The following is a 15,094-nucleotide window of genomic DNA, read 5'->3' as shown; positions in this document are numbered from 1 at the left end:
TCACCGCCGCGCTCAACAATGCGCGCTGGTGCAATGCCGTGTGCTTCGCGCATGGCACGACCGGCCGTTTTTTGGTCCATACCTGGGTCAATGCCGAGCCGGTGCCGCGATTCTATCCCAATGTCGTCACCCTGACGGCCGGCCAAGCCGACATCGCCGAGCAGCGCCAGGCGGTGCGCATCCTGCTGAAATCCCACCTGCCCGGGCGCTGGGCCGTGAAGGACAGCTTCGGCACCCTCGACATCGCGCGGCTCGGCTTCGAGGTGCTGCAGGAGGCGAGCTGGATCCGCAAGCAGCAACCGAAGCCGGCGCCTCTGGTGTCCGGGCTGGCCTGGGAACGGGCCGGTCCCGGCGGCGAGGCCTTTCCCACGATGCTGTACGGCGACGAGAACTTCGCGATGTTCTCCGGCCGGCGTGACGGCGCGATCGTGGCCGGCGGCACCCTTTACCGCGCCGACAAGGTGGTCGGGCTCTCCAATGTGGTGGCCGATGCCGACGACGAGCCGGGGGTGTGGCGCGATCTCTGCTCGCTTGCCGCCGCCACCTTCCCCGGCCTGCCGCTGGTCGGCTACGAGTCGGGTGACGAGCTGACCGCGGCGCACAAGGCGGGCTTCGAGATCGGCGATCCCTTGCGGATCTGGGTCAAGGCGCGGGACTGACGTAGCCGCAAGCCTGCAGGGCCTCGAGCATATGCGGCGGCGGTGGCGCCTCGACCTCGATCGGCGGCCTGGTCGTGGAGAGCGGCAGCACGATGGCGCGGGAATGCAGATGGAGCGGCCGGCCGGGCTCGACCTTCCCGTAAAGCCGATCACCGACGACAGGGCAGCCGGCGTGCGCGCAATGCACGCGGATCTGGTGCGTGCGGCCGGTCTCGGGCCTCAGCTCCAGCCAGGTCATGTCGGGCGTGCGGCCGCGGACCCGATAGCGCGTCGCGGCGGGCTGGCCCTTGTCCGAGACCTTCACCGACCAGCCGCTTTTCGTGTTGAGCTTCAGCAGCGGCCAGTCGAACACGCCCTCGTCCTTCGGCGGCGCGCCGTGGACGACCGCCCAGTAGATCTTCTCCGTGCCGCGGCCCGAGAACAGGCGGCCGAGCTTGCGCAGCGCCTTGGGATGGCGTCCCAGCACCAGCACGCCCGACGTGTCGGCATCGAGACGGTGCGCCAGCGCCGGTGGTCGTGGCAGGCCGTAGCGCAGGGCGTCGAAGCACTCCTCGAGATTGGGCGCTTTGCTGGGGCCGGCATGGACCGCAAGCCCGGCCGGCTTGTCGATCACCAGGATCAGGCCGTCCCGGTAGAGCACTCGCGCCTGGATTCCTGTCGCCGGGAGCGGTGGCGGGCGCCTCACAGGTCCGGCCAGCGCGCGAGCCAGCTTTCGCTCGCCTCGTAGAGCGCCGCCGCCTGCAGCACCGAGGCGTCGTCGCGAAAGCGCCCGACGAACTGCAGGCCGATCGGCAGGCCGTCGCCATCGTATCCGCAGCACAGCGTCAATGCCGGATGGCCGGTGATGTTGAAGGCCATGGTGTAGGGGAACCAGTTGCGCCGGAGCTCGCCCACCTCGACGCCGTCGATATTGATCGGCTCGAAGAGATCCTGGTCGATCGGCAGGGCGGTGCGCGAGAGGGTGGGCATGACGAGGAAATCGGCATGCTCGAACCAGCGCTGCACCAGCCGGAAGATCTCCGCGCGCTGGAACATGGCGCGCTGGTAGTCGGCGCCGGTCCAGTCCATCGCCATCGCCACCTGCCGCACCAGCGACGGCGACATGCGCTCGCCGTCGCGACGGATCATGTCGTCGAAGCGCGCCCGCCAGGTCGTGTGGTTGATGACCTTCCACACCGCCTCCATGTCGGGGACCGCGTCCGTCAGTTCGATCAGCTCCGCCCCGAGCTCGCGCAGGCGGCCGAGGGCGCGCTCGAACGCGGTGCGCACATCCTTCGCCACGGCCTTGTTGCCGAAGGTGGCGCTGTACAGGATCTTCTTGCCCCTGAGGTCGCCCGAGGTCCCAGCCGCAGCGAGGTAGTCCTGTGGGGTGGCCCCCAGCGACCACGGATCGGACGGATGCGGCCCCGCCATTGCCTGCATCATCAGGGCGGTATCCATCACCGTGCGCGTCATGGGCGTCACGTAGGTGTAGTTGCCGAACGCGTCGGGCGCCTGGCTGTGCGGGATGGTCCCCAAATTCTGCTTCAGTCCGACCAGGCCGTTCGCCGCGGCGGGGATGCGCGTCGAGCCGCCGCCGTCGGTCGCGATGCCGATCGGGCCGATGCCGGCAGCCACCGCCGCCGCCGCGCCGCCGCTCGACCCGCCGCAAGTGCGCTCGGCGCTCCAGGCGTTGCGGGTACGGCCGAACAGAGGGGCGTCGGTCAGCGCCTTGTGGCCGAACTCGGGCGTCGTCGTCTTGCCGAACAGGATGGCGCCGGCCTGCTTCATGCGGGCGGTCGCGACCGCGTCCTCCTTGGGCACGTTCTGCTCGTAGAGCCGCGAACCGAATGTCGTGCGCACGCCGGCCGTGTTCACGAGATCCTTCGCCGCATAGGGAATGCCGTGCAGCAGGCCGAGCGGCCTGCCCTGCATGACGGCATCCTCGGCCTCCCGCGCGGCCTGCATGGCTTTCTCGGGCACGAGTGTGATGAAGCAGTTGAGCACCGGTTGCAGCTTCTCCACCCGCGCCAGCACAGCCTTCATGAGCTCGACCGGCGAGACCTTCCTGGTCGCGATGTAGTCGCGCAACGTCGAGGCGGGGAGGCGGGTGAGGTCGTCCGTCATCGCAGCAGCCCTCGCGCGGCCAGGTTGCGCATCAGGGCCGATACGCCGAACGTCCAGGGCGGAATCCTGTCGCAGTGATTCACCCTGTTGCTGAGCGTGCCGAGCCTGGGTGAGCGGATGGAGACGAGATCGCCCACCATGTGGGTGAAGCCAGGGCCGCCCGGTGTGCGCGGCTCGGTGGGCGCGAACAGCGTGCCGGTCATCAAGGCCATGCCGTCAGGATATTGGTGCGTCTTGCCCATCGCATGCGCGACGAGCTCGGTCGGATCGCGGCTGATCCTGGAGAGATCGCTTTGGCCGCGCAGGCGAAACTGGTCGGGCCCGGTCACCTCCAGCTCGACCTTCGCCTGCCGCACGTCGTCGAGCGAGAAGGTGGCGTCGAACAGCCGGATGAAGGGGCCGATGGCGCAGGACGCGTTGTTGTCCTTGGCCTGGCCCAGCAGCAGGGCGCTGCGGCCTTCGATGTCGCGCAGATTGACATCGTTGCCGAGCGTGGCGCCGACGATCTCGGCCTTGGCGTTCACGATCAGCGTCACCTCGGGTTCGGGATTGTTCCAATGGGAATCGGGCCGGATGCCGATCTCCGCGCCATGGCCGACTGCCGCCATCGGCGGCGCCTTGGTGAAGATCTCAGCGTAAGGGCCGATGCCGACCTCGAGGTAGGGCGACCAGGCATCGCGCGCCATCAGCGTCTTCTTGAGCGCCTCCGCTTCGGCCGAGCCGGGTTTGATCGCGCTCACGTCGGCGCCGATGATCGCGTTCAGCTCCTCGCGGACCTGCTTGGCGCGAGCGGGGTCTCCCTTGGCGTGCTCCTCGATCAGCCGCTCCAGCAGGCTCACGGCAAAGGTGACGCCCGCCGCCTTGATCGCCTGCAGGTCGATCGGCGCCAGCAAGTCGTCGACAACGTCCGCCAGCGAGCCAACGCGTTCGCCCTTGCTGCGCGCGAGCGCCACGGGATCGCCGGCATTGCAGAGATCGGCCATCGTGGGTGCGGCGCCGGTGATGTCGAACACGCCCTCGGCGCGCACGGCGATCACGCTGGGCCCCGCTTTTCGTCGCACCCGGCCCACCAGGGTGCCGGCTGTGCCGTCCTCGGGAAGGATATCGCTGGTCGAAGCCACTGGACCTCTCCGGCGCTTCGTTGCAAAACAGACGCGCCATCTCCGGAGAGATAAAATCATGGCCGCAGCGCGGATCAAAGGCGTTCTTTCGCCGGTCGTCACTCCCTTCAAGCGCGATCTGTCGCCCGACGTCGGCCGCTTCATCGCCCACTGCAAGTGGCTGCTGAGCCAGGATTGCGGGCTCGCCATGTTCGGCACGAATTCCGAGGCCAACTCGATGGCGGCCGACGAACGCATGGAGCTGCTGGAGAAGGTCGTGGCCGCCGGCGTGCCGACCGGCCGCATGATGCCCGGCACCGGCGCCTGCTCGATCGTGGAGGCGGCGAAGGTCAGCGCCCATGCGACCAGGCTCGGCGTTGCCGGCGTGCTGATGCTGCCGCCCTTCTACTACAAGGGCGTGCCGGAGGAGGGGCTGTTCCGCTTCTTCTCGGAGGTGGTGCAGCGTGTCGGCGACGACCGGCTGCGCGTCTATCTCTATCACATCCCGCCGGTATCGGCGGTGCCGATCACGCACAAGCTCGTCGAGCGGCTGATGAAGGCCTATCCCAGGCAGATCGCCGGCATGAAGGATTCGTCGGACGACTGGCCGCACACCAGGAGCATGATCGACGCCTTCGCCAAGGACGGCTTCGACGTCTTCTCGGGCAACGAGAAGCCGCTGATCGAGAACGTGAAGGCGGGCGGCGCGGGCTGCATCAGCGCCACCGCCAACATCAACCCGGGCAAGATCGCCGAGACCTACAGCAAGCACGCCATGCCGGAAGGCGAGAAGCTGCAAGGCTGGATCAACGAGGTCCGCGGCGTCATGCAGGGCTATGTGATGATCCCGGCGCTGAAATACTGCATTGCCCATTACGGCGGCGACGCCGCCTGGACGCCGGTCCGTCCGCCGCTCGTGGAGACGGCCGACGCGCAGGGCAAGGACATGATCGCCAAGCTCGACAAGCTCGGCTTCACCATGCCCGGGCTCAAGCAGGCGATGGCCGTTGCGGCCGAGTGATTGACAGACCGCGGCGCGCCGCCTTATACAATCGTCATGACAACGCACCTGCTCCAGAAGGGTTGGTACTTTACGTCGCCAAAATAGGCGGCGCGAAGGGTTGTGTCCTGACGAAGCCGCCGCTTCCCGGCGGCTTCTGTGTTTCTGGAGAGGGCCTCCGGGCCGCGGCAGGACCGCAGACGGAGGATGAGATGTCGATCGTTGAAGCTGAAGAGACGAGGGCCGCACCGCCGCCCCCGATTCGCGTGCGGCTCGCAGGCCCACGCGACGGCGATGCGTTGTGCACGCTACTGGACAATCCCGAGCACGCCCGCGAGCAGGTGATGACCTGGCTGGCGAGCCCGGGAACGACACTCTTGGTTGCCCAAGGCGAGATGGGCGTGCTGGGCGTGGCCGTGCTGGTCACACGAGTCGTGCCGCGGCCCGACGGCGCCATCCACAAGATCGTCGAGGTCGACAATCTCGTCGTGCGCGCCGACCAGCGCGGGCGCCGCATCGGCCGCCGCCTGCTGGCGGCCGCCGTCGAATGGTCCCGCCAGCGCCGCGCGGTCCAGGTCGAGGCGATCGTGGGCGACGTCAACCGGGACGCCAAGCGCTTCTATGAAAGCTTCGGTTTCGCCAGAGCCTCCGACCGCCTCGTGCTGGCGGCCTGAGGCGGACTGGTCGCCGGTCAGGCCGGCTCCTTGTCGCGTGCCTCCCACATCTTCTTGAAGGCGGGCCGGCTGTGGCAGGCGTCGAGCCACGCCTTCACCTTGGGAGCGGCCTCGAAAAGCTCCGGCGCGGGCAGCGCGTAGCGCACGATCTCGGCGACATTGATGTCCGCCACCGTGAAACGGCCACCGACCAGATAGCCGCTGCGGGCCAGCGCCTGGTCGAGCACCGCGAAAGGCCGGCGCAAGGCGGCCACGGCGGCATCGGCGATCTTCGGATCCTTGCCGCTCGGGTTGCCGCCTCGATGGGACGCGATATTGAGCGCCTGGGTCTCGACCTCCGTCGCGGCCCACAGCGCCCACATCGTCATCTGGCCGTCCTCGGCGACGTTGGCCGGCGCCAACGGCCCACCATGCTTCTTGGCCAGATAGAGATTGATGGCGAGGGACTCGTGCAGCACGAGGCCGTCATCGTCGATCGACGGAACATGGCCGTTGGGATTGACCTCGAGGAAGGCCGGCGATCGCGTATTGAGCGGCGCATCGGCTGCCGACGGATCGGCCAACCGATACTGCTGGATCACCGGGACATGCTTGAACGGCAGGCCGAGCTCATGGGCCAGCCAGATATTGCGCGAAGCGCGCGAGCGATAGACGCCGTAGATCGTCAACATGGCGGAGCCTGTCTATCAGGTGGGTCGATCCTTGTCGCGCGTCAACAAACTGCAGTCCCCGTCGCGCTTGTTGATCGACTTGTGCAGGTCTAGGCTTTTCGGATGACGAACACACAGAGGCTCCAACCGGTGAAGGATGCGAGCAACCTCTACGAGGTGGAGCGTCGGGCGCGCCATGCGGTGCGGCCCGGCTTCCACATCAGCGAGCTGCAGCTTTCGCCGAGCCAGAAAGTGCCTTGGCACTATCACACCAACGTCAGCGACACCTTCTACGTGCTCGAAGGGCAGATGCGGCTCTTCCTGCAGGAACCCAAGGAGGAGGTGCGGCTGGGACCGGGCGAGAGCTACGTCGCGGCAGCCAGGCGGCCGCACCTCGTGACCAATGCCGGAACGACGTCGCTCACCTTCCTCGTCCTGCAGGGCATGGGCGAATACGACTACGTTCCGCTGGTCTGAGGCGATCAGGTGATCGCCGGCTTGTCGGTTCCGACGAACTGAGTTCGCAGTTCGCGCTTCAGCACCTTGCCGGTCGCATTGCGGGGCAGGGCTTCGACGAAGGCGACCGACTGCGGCACCTTGAACTTGGCGAGCCTTCCCAGGCAGTGCCGGATCACGTCGCCTTCCTCCAGCGCCTGGTCCGGCTTGCGCACGATGATCGCCATGCCGACTTCGCCCCAGCGTGGGTCGGGTACGCCGATGATGGCGGCGTCGGCCACCTGGGGAAGCTGGAAGAGGACGTTCTCGACCTCGGCCGGATAGACGTTCTCGCCGCCGGAGATGTACATGTCCTTCCAGCGGTCGACGATATAGACGAAGCCCTCCTCGTCCATGCGCGCGGCGTCGCCCGTATGGAGCCAGCCGTCGGTGAAGGCGCTGGCTGTCGCTTCCGGCTTGTTCCAGTAGCCCGGCGTGATGTTCGGCCCCTTGATCAAAAGCTCGCCGACGGCGCCGTCGGCCACGTCGCGGTTCTGCTCGTCGACGATGCGGATCGCGGTGTGTATCATGGCCTTGCCGGCCGACCCAAGCTTGCGGATGGCGTCCGTGGAGGCCCCCGGTATGGAACAGCGGCAGCACCACGAGTTGCACGGTCCTGGGCGAGATGAAGGCGGGAATGCCGAGGTTGACGCAATTCCACAGCACCATGCCGTGGGTGATGATCGCGCCCTTGGGATGCCCGGTGGTGCCCGAGGTGTACATCACCATGCCGATATCGTCGTGCGTCAGGGCGACGGGCGGCGGGACGGGCGCATCGGCAGCGAGCGCGCGCTCGTAGGCGCTGTCGGACCGCTCGTGATCGATCTCGATGAGATGCGGCACGCTGCATCGCTTGGTGAGCTCGCGGGCGGCGGCGGCGAAGCCCTTGTCGTGGATCAGGAGCTTGGGGGTGGAATCGCCCAGGATATATTCGAGCTCCGGCACGGTGAGCCGCCAGTTGAGCGGCAGCATGATGGCACCGATGCGGCCGCAAGCGAATTGAAGCTCGAAATATTCGGCGCAGTTCGGGGCGAGAAGGGCGACGCGATCGCCCCTGGCGACCCCCAGCGCTGCCAGCGCGGCGGTCAGGCGATCGCTGCGGCGGTCGAGATCGGCGTAGCTGAACTTCCGTTCCGTCTGCAGATCGTGGATCGCGAGCTGACGCGGCCGCCGGCCGGCATGATGGGCGATCCAGTCGTAGTAGGGAGGGATGCCGGGCATGGTCAGCTCGCGGCCCGGCCGTCGGCATCGATCAGCCGGACGCCCGGCAGCAGGACCGAGGCCTTGCCGAGGACGGGTTCGGGGATCGGCGTCGGCCCATGGAGGATGGTCGAGAGAGACGAAAGGTCGAAGTCGCTGAATCGGTGATGGGAAAGGAGCTGGTCGATCATGTCGGGCCGGAGTTGCGCGTGCGTGACCTTGTCGATGGTGACGATCTGCAGCACCTCGCGCGGTTCGAAGCGCGGCACGAACACGTGGCGGCCGCCCGCCAGGGTGACGCCGAAGGTCAGGGCATCCTCGGCGCGCTCGAACATCGGCGAGGCGTGAAGGTATACCGTGTCGCTGTCGAAGCCGAGCTGGCCGGTCGCCTCGATGGCATTGCCGACCATGGCGGCATGGCTGAGCGCCGTGCTGTCGATGCCTTCGTGAAAGAGGCCGGCGAGATCGCCGCCACAGGCCCGGACGTCGGGGACGGGCTCGTAGGCCGTCAGATCCTCGTAGTGCAGCATGCCTTCCGGCGACGAGATGTCGTCGATCCATATGACTTCGCGCACATCGGGCATCTTGTCCTCGAGGCCGGTCAGATGGTGGGCCATCGTTCCGTCGATGAAAAGAACGACCGCACCCGAGTCGGCGAGCACCTGCCCGACCTCTGCCGAGGCAAGGCCCGTGTTCATCGGCACCAGGACGGCGCCCACCCAGGCGGCGGCATACATCAGCTCGAAATAGCGGTCGCTGTTCTGGGCCAGGATGGCGACCCGGTCGCCCCGTCCCACCTCCAGCATATGCAAAGCCCCTGCGACCCGGCCGACGCGGTCGGCCGTTTGCCGCCAGGTCCGGCGACGGGGCGCGAAGCTCGTCGACTGCGCGTCCGGCTTCTGCTCGACGGCCCGATGCAGTCCCGAGGTCAATGCATGCATGGTGAGATGCTAGGGTGCCCTTCATTCGCACCGCAAGAGGTATCGTGCTAGAGGAAAGACCATGAACGATATGAGCCGTCCGCCGGCGGGGACGCGGCTGGTCTTCGATCCGCTCGACCCCGGCTTTCTCGCCGATCCCTATCCCTTCTATCGTCGGCTGAGGGAAACGGCACCGGTCTTCAAGGCGGAGCAGGGGTTCTGGCTGCTGACGAGGTACGAAGACGTCGCTTTCACCCTGCGCGACAAGCGCTTCGGCAAGGATTTCGCGGGCTCGATCCGCCGGCGCTATGGCGAGGATCGGCTGAGGGAACCGACCATCGCCAATCTGTCACGCACCATGCTGGTGCTCGACCCGCCCGACCATACGCGCCTGCGCAGCCTGGTGACCAAGGCCTTCACGGCCCGCCGGGTGGCCGACATGCGGCCGCGCATCCGCCGGCTGGTCGACCAGCAGCTCGACCGCGTGATCGGCCAAGGCCGCATGGACGTGATCCGCGACCTCGCCCACCGTCTGCCGGTCATCGTGATCTGCGACATGCTGGGAATCCCGGAAGAGCACCGCGCACCGTTCCTGGCGAGCAGCAACGTCGCCGGCCGCGTGCTCGACCCGGTGCCCATGACACGCGAAGAGCTCGATCACGCCAACGCGATGACCGCGGCCGGAAATGCCTATTTCGACCAGCTTTGCGATCTGCGCCGCCGCGAGCCGCAGGACGATCTCACGACCGAGCTCGTGAAGGCCGAGGAGGCGGGCGACCGGCTGAGCACCGAGGAACTGCGCGCCAATATCAGCCTCCTGTTCGGCGCGGGCCACGAAACCACCACCAACCTGATCGGCAACGGGCTCCTGGCGCTGCATCGTTCGCCCGACCAGTGGCAGCGGTTGAAGGACGACCCTTCCCTCATTCCGGGCGCGGTCGAGGAGCTCTTGCGTTTCGACTCCTCGGTACAGATGACAGGGCGGGTGACCAACACCGACGTCACGGTGGGTGGCGTGACCATTCCGGCCGGCGAGAACGTGGTGACGCTGCTGGGCGCGGCCAATCGCGATCCGGCGCAATATTCCGATCCGGACCGGCTGGATATCGGACGCGAGAATGTGCGGCCGATGTCGTTCGGCGGCGGGATCCATCGCTGCCTGGGTGCGCAGCTCGCCCGTCTCGAGGCCGAGCTGGTCTTCGCCGCCCTCGTCGAGCGTCTGCCGGCTCTCGACCTGCCGGAGAAGGACCGTCCCGAATGGAGGGGCAGCTTCACGCTGCGCGGTCTCAACAAGCTTCCAGCGGTGTGGCACTAGGGCATGAGCTGGCGCTGGCGCGGCGAAGGGGGCCAACATCGCGGCGGCCGCCCGTATCAGGAGGATAGCTGGGCGATGCGCCCGCTTGCCGACGGATCGCTGCTGGCGGTGGTCGCCGACGGGATGGGCGGGCACGCGGGCGGCGCGACGGCCTCGAAACTGGTGGTCGAGGCAATGGTGCAGGCGATCGAGCAGCAGCGTTCGCTGGCCGACGCCCTGCAGGTTGCGAATGCAGCCGTGCTGGAGGGCGGCAAGGGCCGGCCCGATCTCGACGGCATGGGCTCCACCGTCGTCGCCGCCCTCGTGGCCGGCGACGAAGTTCGCTGGATCAGCGTCGGCGATTCGCCGTTCTACATCGTCTCGGGCAGGGCGCTGGAGCGGCTGAATGCCGACCATTCGATGGCGCCGCAGATCGACGCGCTGCAGGCGCGCGGCATGTTGACAGCCGAGGAGGCCGCCGCCCATCCCGGCCGCCATACGCTGCGCGAGGCCGTCATGGGCCAACCGCTCAAGCTGATCGACGAAGGCAGCCGACGTCTCGACCGTGACAGCCGGCTCCTGCTGTGCAGCGACGGCGTCCACAGCATCGACGACGATGCCCTTGCCGCGCAGGCGTCGCGGCCGGTGCAGGAGCTGATTGCCGCGGTGCTGGCGGCCGGCGTCCCGCACCAGGACAATGTCACGATCGTCAAGCTGGAACGGGCGCCATGAGCGGCGGTCCTGTCGTCATCGAGGTCACGCGCGGTCCGGTGGTCGAAAGCCGGCACGAAGGCATCGCGGCCGTCCTGAAAGCCGACGGCACGGTCGTAGCCTCGTGGGGCGACATCGATGCCGCCATCCTGCCGCGGTCGGCCAACAAGCCGATCCAGGCGATGGCTTTCGTCGAAAGCGGCGCGATCGAGCGGTTCGGCCTCGGCAACGAGCATATTGCGCTCGCCTGCGCCTCGCACAGCGGCGAGCCGCGCCATGTCGAGACGGTGCGGGCCTGGCTCGGCAAGGTGGGACTAAGCGAAGCGGACCTCGAATGCGGCACCCATCCGCCGCGGCTGCAGGCCACCATCGAGGCGCTGGCACGGGCGGGAGCGATGGCCACGGCTGCCTTCAACAACTGCTCGGGCAAGCACAGCGGCTTTCTGACGACGGCGGTGGCCTACGGCGAGCCGACACGCGGCTATATCAGGTACGATCATCCGGTGCAGCGGCGGCTGCGCGAGGTGATGACCGACCTCTGCGGCGTCGACGCCGATGGCTTTGCCTACGGCACCGACGGCTGCGGCATCCCGACTCTGGCGACGCCGCTGCGGCGGCTGGCCCAGGCGATGGCGAGCATGGCCGATCCATCGCGGCTTTCGAGCAAGCGGGCCGAGGCGGCGAGCCGGATTCGCGCCGCCATGAATGCCGAGCCCTTCATGGTGGCCGGCACCGGCCGGTTCTGCACACGCATCAACGGCGCACTGCCGGGCGTGGCACAGGTCAAGACCGGCGCCGAAGGCGTGTTCTGCGGCATGCTGCCCGGGCTGGGACTGGGGGTCGCCCTGAAGATGTGGGATGGCGCGGCGCGCGCATCGGAGGTCGCGATGGCAACTCTGCTGGGCCACCTCGGTGTTCTGCCGCCACAGCAGAAGGACGAGCTCCTGCATCCGCCGGTCAGGAACGTGGTCGGCCTGCTGGTGGGCGAGCTGCGGCCGGCCAAGAGCTGGCTGGGGTAGGAGTGCGGGAGCGTGACGATCACGCTCGATATCCTCGAGATGGGCGCGCGGGGCGACGGAATCGCCGAGGATGGGGGCAGTCGCTATTTCGTGCCGTTCACTCTGCCGGGCGAGACCGTCGAGGCCGAGCCGCTCGGCCGGCGTGGCGAGGGCATCGCCGCGCGGCCGGTCGATGTGCTGTCACCTTCGCGGCACCGCGAGACGCCGCCTTGCGCGCATTTCACGGTATGCGGCGGGTGCGCCCTGCAGCATTGGCGCCGCGATGCCTACACCGCCTGGAAGGTGGGCCTGATCGAAGGTGCGCTGAAGCAGCGCGGAGTCGAGGCGCCGCCTTTCGAGCCGGCGATGGTGGGCGTGCCCGGCGAACGACGGCGCGTGGACTTCGTGGCGCGACGCCAGGGGCGGCGCCTGCTGGCAGGTTTCCATGAGCGGGCGAGTCCCCGTGTCGTCGATGTCGGCACCTGCGTCGTCGCGCGGCTGCCGCTCAACACGCTGCTCGGGCCGTTGCGGGCGACATTGGCCGAGATTCTTCCCGATGGCGCCACCGCCGACGCGGTCGTGAACGAGGTGGACACCGGCCTCGACGTTTTGATCCGCCCGCACAAGCGGCTCGACCTGTCCATCGACCGACGTCAGATCCTGGTGGAACTCGCCGAACGTGCGGATCTCGCGCGGCTGAGCTGGGGCGACCGAGCGAGCGCCGAACCCGTCGTGATCCGCCGCCGGCCGCTGATTGCCCTGGGCGATGTCACGGTCGAGCCGCCGCCGGGCGCCTTTCTGCAGGCGACCAAGCGCGGTGAACGGACGATGCGGGCGGCGGTGGCCGACTGGTCCGGCGACGCGCCGCGGCTCGCCGATCTCTTTGCCGGCGTGGGCTCGCTGTCGCTGGGCCGGCTCCGCCGGCTTTCCCTGTTCGAGAGCGACCGGGCCAGCGTGGCGGCCGTGAACACCGCGGCGCGCCGGATCGGCGGCCATCGTGTGGCGGCCGAACGGCGGGACCTGTTCCGCAATCCCCTGACGCCGAGGGAGCTCGAGGCTTTCGATGCCGTGCTGCTCGATCCGCCGCGCGCCGGCGCGGCGGCGCAAGTCGCCGAGCTCGCTGCATCGCGCGTGCCGCGCCTCGTCTATGCTTCTTGCGATCCGGGCAGCTTCGCGCGCGATGCCCGCAGGTTGCAGAACGGCGGATACCGGCTGGAGAAATTGCTGCCGATCGACCAGTTCCTGTGGTCGGCCCATCTGGAGTTGATCGCGCTGTTGGCCCGCCGTTAAGGTCGCCGCGCACAATCGAGGAGATGAGCTGATGATGTTCGACCTTTCGGGGAAGGTGGCCGTGGTGACCGGCGGCAGCCGCGGCATCGGCCGGTCGATCTGCGAGCAGATGGCCGCCCACGGCGCCAGGGTCGTGGTCTCGAGCCGCAAGCTGCCGGCCTGCGAGGAGGTCGTGAAGGCCATCGAGGCGGGCGGCGGCGAGGCGACCGCGGTCGCGGCCAGCATTTCCGACAGGGGGCAGCTCGAGAACCTCGTCACCACGGCGCGCAAGACCTACGGCAAGATCGACATCATGGTCTGCAATGCGGCGACCAATCCCTATTTCGGGCCGCTCACGGGTCTGAAGGAGGACGTGTTCCAGAAGATCATGATGAACAACGTCATGTCCAACCTCTGGCTGATGAACATGGTCGGGCCGGAGATGGCGGAACGCAGGGACGGGGCCTTCATCATCGTCTCGTCGATCGGCGCGCTCGTCGGCTCGGCGCATATCGCGGCCTACAACATGAGCAAGGCCGCCGACCTGTCGCTCGTGAAGTCGCTCGCCATGGAGTGGGGCCGGCACAACATCCGGGTCAACGCGATCGCGCCGGGGCTGATCCAGACCGACTTCGCCAAGGCCCTGTGGGACAATCCGCAGATCCGGAGCGCCCAGGAGAACAAGGCGGCGCTGAAGCGGATCGGCCAGCCCGACGATATCGGCGGCGTAGCGGTCTTCCTGGCGTCGAAGGCGGCCGCCTTCATCTGCGGCCAATGCATCATCGCTGACGGCGGCGTGATCGGATCCGGCGCCGAATAGCCGTCAGCCGATGTCGAGCTCGCACCAGACCGGCACGTGATCGGAGGGCTCCGGCCGGCTGCGCTCCTCCTTGTCGATGCCCACAGCGGCGAGGCGGTCGGCGGCCTTAGGCGAGAGGAGCAGGTGGTCGATCCTGAGGCCGTTGTCTTTCTGCCAGGCGCCTGCCTGGTAGTCCCAATAGGTGTATTGCGGGCCTTCGACATGGAAGGCCCGGACCGCGTCGGTCAGGCCGAGGTAGAGGAGGGCGCGCAAGGCCTGCCGCGACTGCGGCTGGCAGAGGGCGTCGTTCGCGAAGGCGGCGGGACTGAAGACATCGGCGTCCGTCGGGCAGACGTTGTAGTCGCCGCCCAGCACGAACATCTCCTCCTGCGCCAGCAGGGCGCGCGCCCGCTTGGCGAGGCGGTCCATCCAGGCGATCTTGTAGGCGAACTTGTCGGTGTGGATCGGGTTGCCGTTGGGCAGGTACAGACCGCCCACAGTCAAGGGCCCCCTGGCTGTCTGTATCCTGCCTTCGATATAGCGGGCCTGCTCGTCGGTCTCGGCATCGGGCAGGCTGCGGGCCGTGATCTCGACCGGATGCAGCGAGAGCAGGGCCACCCCGTTGAAGCCCTTCTGGCCCACGATCTCGACCTTGTAGCCGGCCGCCTCGACCTCGAGCCGGGGAAACTGCGCCTCCTGGGCCTTGATCTCCTGCAGGACAACGACGTCAGGCCTGGCCTTTTGCAGCCAGGCCACAAGGTTCCCCGTCCGCTTGCGGATCGAGTTGACGTTCCATGTCGCGACCTTCATCGCGGCACGATCATACGCTGAAGGAGTTGCCGCAGCCGCAGGAGGAGGTGGCGTTCGGGTTCTTCACCTGGAAGGACGAGCCGACCATCTCCTCGACATAGTCGAGCTCGCTGCCCTTCAGCAGCTCGAGCGACGTGCTGTCGACCAGCACAGCGGCGCCGTTGCGCTCGATGAGCAGGTCATCGTCGTTGCGCTGCTCCTCGAACGAGAAATTGTACTGGAAGCCCGAGCAGCCGCCGCCCAGCACTGCCACCCGCATCATCACGGGCCTGGTTTCCTGGGAGGCCAGGAACGCGATGCGCCTGGCGGCGTTCTCGGTAACCGAAAAAGGGGTCTCGCTCATGTCCTACAAGATGTGGATTGGAGGTCTTTTCGTCAATGCCGACAAGAAACGGTCCCGCTGCAAAAG

The 15,094-nt window shown here is 67.8% G+C and carries 16 protein-coding genes and 1 pseudogene; 9 read left to right on the top strand and 8 right to left on the bottom strand.

Annotated features, from left to right (window positions below):
* Positions 1–38 precede the first annotated feature (38 nt).
* Positions 39–659, top strand: a complete 621-nt coding sequence (locus OJF58_RS24895; protein ID WP_300780559.1) for a hypothetical protein — start codon at positions 39–41, stop codon at positions 657–659.
* On the opposite strand, the gene OJF58_RS24890 is transcribed toward OJF58_RS24895, so the two are convergent.
* Genes OJF58_RS24890 through OJF58_RS24880 form a run of 3 tightly spaced genes read right to left on the bottom strand, consistent with a single transcriptional unit; the run spans position 643 to position 3,886 of the window.
* Entirely contained in the window at positions 643–1,299 is a 657-nt protein-coding gene (locus OJF58_RS24890) for an RluA family pseudouridine synthase (RefSeq protein ID WP_300780558.1), read from the bottom strand. The two genes, OJF58_RS24895 and OJF58_RS24890, sit on opposite strands and share 17 nt — an antisense overlap.
* Positions 1,300–1,340: 41 nt before the next feature.
* The gene (locus OJF58_RS24885) at positions 1,341–2,765 is read right to left on the bottom strand and encodes an amidase family protein (RefSeq protein WP_300780557.1); all 1,425 of its coding nucleotides are present in this window, start codon (positions 2,763–2,765) and stop codon (positions 1,341–1,343) included.
* Positions 2,762–3,886: a fumarylacetoacetate hydrolase family protein gene (locus OJF58_RS24880; RefSeq protein WP_300780556.1), complete on the bottom strand. Its 1,125-nt coding sequence runs from the start codon at positions 3,884–3,886 to the stop codon at positions 2,762–2,764. Before OJF58_RS24880 ends, OJF58_RS24885 begins: the two co-directional genes overlap by 4 nt.
* 58 nt (positions 3,887–3,944) lie before the next feature.
* Between OJF58_RS24880 and OJF58_RS24875 the strand changes: the two genes are divergently transcribed.
* Both OJF58_RS24875 and OJF58_RS24870 read left to right on the top strand, forming a co-directional pair.
* Positions 3,945–4,886, top strand: a complete 942-nt coding sequence (locus tag OJF58_RS24875) for a dihydrodipicolinate synthase family protein (protein WP_300780555.1) — start codon at positions 3,945–3,947, stop codon at positions 4,884–4,886.
* Positions 4,887–5,077: 191 nt separating this feature from the next.
* Positions 5,078–5,539 carry a GNAT family N-acetyltransferase gene (locus tag OJF58_RS24870; protein WP_300780554.1) on the top strand — a complete coding sequence of 154 codons (462 nt, stop codon included), beginning with the start codon at positions 5,078–5,080 and terminating at the stop codon, positions 5,537–5,539.
* A gap of 17 nt (positions 5,540–5,556) precedes the next feature.
* Here the strand turns inward: OJF58_RS24870 and OJF58_RS24865 are convergent, their stop codons facing one another.
* On the bottom strand, positions 5,557–6,210 hold the full coding sequence (locus OJF58_RS24865) for a glutathione S-transferase family protein (RefSeq protein ID WP_300780553.1): 654 nt from the start codon (positions 6,208–6,210) through the stop codon (positions 5,557–5,559).
* Positions 6,211–6,312: 102 nt separating this feature from the next.
* On the opposite strand from OJF58_RS24865, the gene OJF58_RS24860 reads away from it, so the two are divergent.
* Positions 6,313–6,666: a cupin domain-containing protein gene (locus OJF58_RS24860; protein WP_300780552.1), complete on the top strand. Its 354-nt coding sequence runs from the start codon at positions 6,313–6,315 to the stop codon at positions 6,664–6,666.
* A 5-nt stretch (positions 6,667–6,671) separates the two neighbouring features.
* Here OJF58_RS24860 and OJF58_RS24855 read toward each other — a convergent pair.
* Both OJF58_RS24855 and OJF58_RS24850 read right to left on the bottom strand, forming a co-directional pair.
* Positions 6,672–7,905, bottom strand: a pseudogene (locus OJF58_RS24855) (AMP-binding protein).
* Between the two features lie 2 nt (positions 7,906–7,907).
* Entirely contained in the window at positions 7,908–8,825 is a 918-nt protein-coding gene (locus OJF58_RS24850) for an AMP-binding protein (protein ID WP_300780551.1), read from the bottom strand.
* Positions 8,826–8,886: 61 nt separating this feature from the next.
* On the opposite strand from OJF58_RS24850, the gene OJF58_RS24845 reads away from it, so the two are divergent.
* Genes OJF58_RS24845 through OJF58_RS24825 form a run of 5 tightly spaced genes read left to right on the top strand, consistent with a single transcriptional unit; the run spans position 8,887 to position 13,896 of the window.
* A complete protein-coding gene (locus OJF58_RS24845; RefSeq protein ID WP_300780550.1) occupies positions 8,887–10,119 on the top strand; it encodes a cytochrome P450 in 1,233 nt (410 codons plus the stop codon).
* A gap of 3 nt (positions 10,120–10,122) precedes the next feature.
* Positions 10,123–10,830, top strand: a complete 708-nt coding sequence (locus tag OJF58_RS24840; RefSeq protein ID WP_300780549.1) for a protein phosphatase 2C domain-containing protein — start codon at positions 10,123–10,125, stop codon at positions 10,828–10,830.
* The gene (locus OJF58_RS24835; RefSeq protein ID WP_300780548.1) at positions 10,827–11,828 is read left to right on the top strand and encodes an asparaginase; all 1,002 of its coding nucleotides are present in this window, start codon (positions 10,827–10,829) and stop codon (positions 11,826–11,828) included. The genes OJF58_RS24840 and OJF58_RS24835 overlap by 4 nt, the downstream gene beginning before the upstream one ends.
* A 12-nt stretch (positions 11,829–11,840) precedes the next feature.
* Positions 11,841–13,097, top strand: coding sequence for an RNA methyltransferase (locus OJF58_RS24830; protein ID WP_300780547.1), 1,257 nt, complete (start codon positions 11,841–11,843; stop codon positions 13,095–13,097).
* Positions 13,098–13,125: 28 nt separating this feature from the next.
* Positions 13,126–13,896 carry an SDR family oxidoreductase gene (locus tag OJF58_RS24825; RefSeq protein WP_300785397.1) on the top strand — a complete coding sequence of 257 codons (771 nt, stop codon included), beginning with the start codon at positions 13,126–13,128 and terminating at the stop codon, positions 13,894–13,896.
* Between the two features lie 3 nt (positions 13,897–13,899).
* On the opposite strand, the gene OJF58_RS24820 is transcribed toward OJF58_RS24825, so the two are convergent.
* Positions 13,900–14,685 (bottom strand): exodeoxyribonuclease III, encoded by a 786-nt coding sequence (locus OJF58_RS24820; protein WP_300780546.1) that lies wholly within the window; start codon positions 14,683–14,685, stop codon positions 13,900–13,902.
* Positions 14,686–14,695: 10 nt separating this feature from the next.
* Positions 14,696–15,028, bottom strand: a complete 333-nt coding sequence (gene erpA, locus OJF58_RS24815; RefSeq protein ID WP_300780545.1) for an iron-sulfur cluster insertion protein ErpA — start codon at positions 15,026–15,028, stop codon at positions 14,696–14,698.
* Between the last annotated feature and the right edge of the window lie 66 nt (positions 15,029–15,094).

Source organism: Enhydrobacter sp., assembly GCF_030246845.1.
Classification (GTDB): domain Bacteria; phylum Pseudomonadota; class Alphaproteobacteria; order Reyranellales; family Reyranellaceae; genus Reyranella.
Note: the sequence above shows the minus strand (reverse complement) of the source record. Positions and strands in the feature narration are given on the sequence as shown.

Coding starts and splice junctions, on each gene's coding strand:
- OJF58_RS24885 (WP_300780557.1), bottom strand. CDS start 2,765: ATGACGGACGACCTCACCCGCCTCCCCGCCTCGACGTTGCGCGACTAC.
- OJF58_RS24875 (WP_300780555.1), top strand. CDS start 3,945: ATGGCCGCAGCGCGGATCAAAGGCGTTCTTTCGCCGGTCGTCACTCCC.
- OJF58_RS24870 (WP_300780554.1), top strand. CDS start 5,078: ATGTCGATCGTTGAAGCTGAAGAGACGAGGGCCGCACCGCCGCCCCCG.
- OJF58_RS24865 (WP_300780553.1), bottom strand. CDS start 6,210: ATGTTGACGATCTACGGCGTCTATCGCTCGCGCGCTTCGCGCAATATC.
- OJF58_RS24860 (WP_300780552.1), top strand. CDS start 6,313: ATGACGAACACACAGAGGCTCCAACCGGTGAAGGATGCGAGCAACCTC.
- OJF58_RS24850 (WP_300780551.1), bottom strand. CDS start 8,825: ATGCATGCATTGACCTCGGGACTGCATCGGGCCGTCGAGCAGAAGCCG.
- OJF58_RS24845 (WP_300780550.1), top strand. CDS start 8,887: ATGAACGATATGAGCCGTCCGCCGGCGGGGACGCGGCTGGTCTTCGAT.
- OJF58_RS24840 (WP_300780549.1), top strand. CDS start 10,123: ATGAGCTGGCGCTGGCGCGGCGAAGGGGGCCAACATCGCGGCGGCCGC.
- OJF58_RS24835 (WP_300780548.1), top strand. CDS start 10,827: ATGAGCGGCGGTCCTGTCGTCATCGAGGTCACGCGCGGTCCGGTGGTC.
- OJF58_RS24820 (WP_300780546.1), bottom strand. CDS start 14,685: ATGAAGGTCGCGACATGGAACGTCAACTCGATCCGCAAGCGGACGGGG.
- erpA (WP_300780545.1), bottom strand. CDS start 15,028: ATGAGCGAGACCCCTTTTTCGGTTACCGAGAACGCCGCCAGGCGCATC.